Below are 577 nucleotides of genomic sequence, written 5' to 3' on the forward strand. Positions count from 1 at the left end.
GCCGGAGGCCGCGTTGGAGGACGCGCGCGCGATCATCCTCGCCGCGCCGCCGCCCGAGACGGTGCGGCCGCTGCGCCGGGCGCCCTCGCCCGACCTGCTCGACCAGTTGATGGCGGCGAAGTCGGCGGCGCTGGAGATTCGCCCCGAGCCGGCCGAGCCGGCACCGAGCGCCGAGGACCTGGCCGAGCGGCGCGAACGGATGGACCGCGTGCTCGGCGCCGTGCTGGCCGAGCCCGACGCGGGTTTTCGCGTCGTCGGCGTGCTCTATCAGGAGTTTGTCGTCCGCTGCCGCATCGAGGGGCTGGCCTCGGTCGTGCCCGACCTTGCCGAGTTCCGCCGCATGCTGACGCGGGCGCGGGCCGGCCTCGGCTCCGAAATGGCGGAGGACGATGCCTGGCGCGACGTCTCGGTGCGCGCCTCGCTGCTGCCCGAGGACATGCAGGGCGTCTTCATGATGATCGCCCGCGCGGCCAAGGAGGGCCGGCCGTGCCCGAGCGACGCGGCGATCGCGCGCGCCTATGGCTCGCACTCGCTGCGCCGCGCGCGCCGCCTGCTCACCTATATCGAGGAGCAGGGC

At 74.9% G+C, this 577-nt stretch carries 1 pseudogene; it reads left to right on the top strand.

Features of this window, described 5'->3' with window-relative positions:
- A pseudogene (locus EOA33_RS37995) lies at nt 1–577 on the top strand (ATP-binding protein); the annotation flags it as partial.

Source organism: Mesorhizobium sp. M4A.F.Ca.ET.050.02.1.1 (assembly GCF_003997725.1).
In the GTDB taxonomy this organism is placed as follows: Bacteria; Pseudomonadota; Alphaproteobacteria; order Rhizobiales; family Rhizobiaceae; genus Mesorhizobium.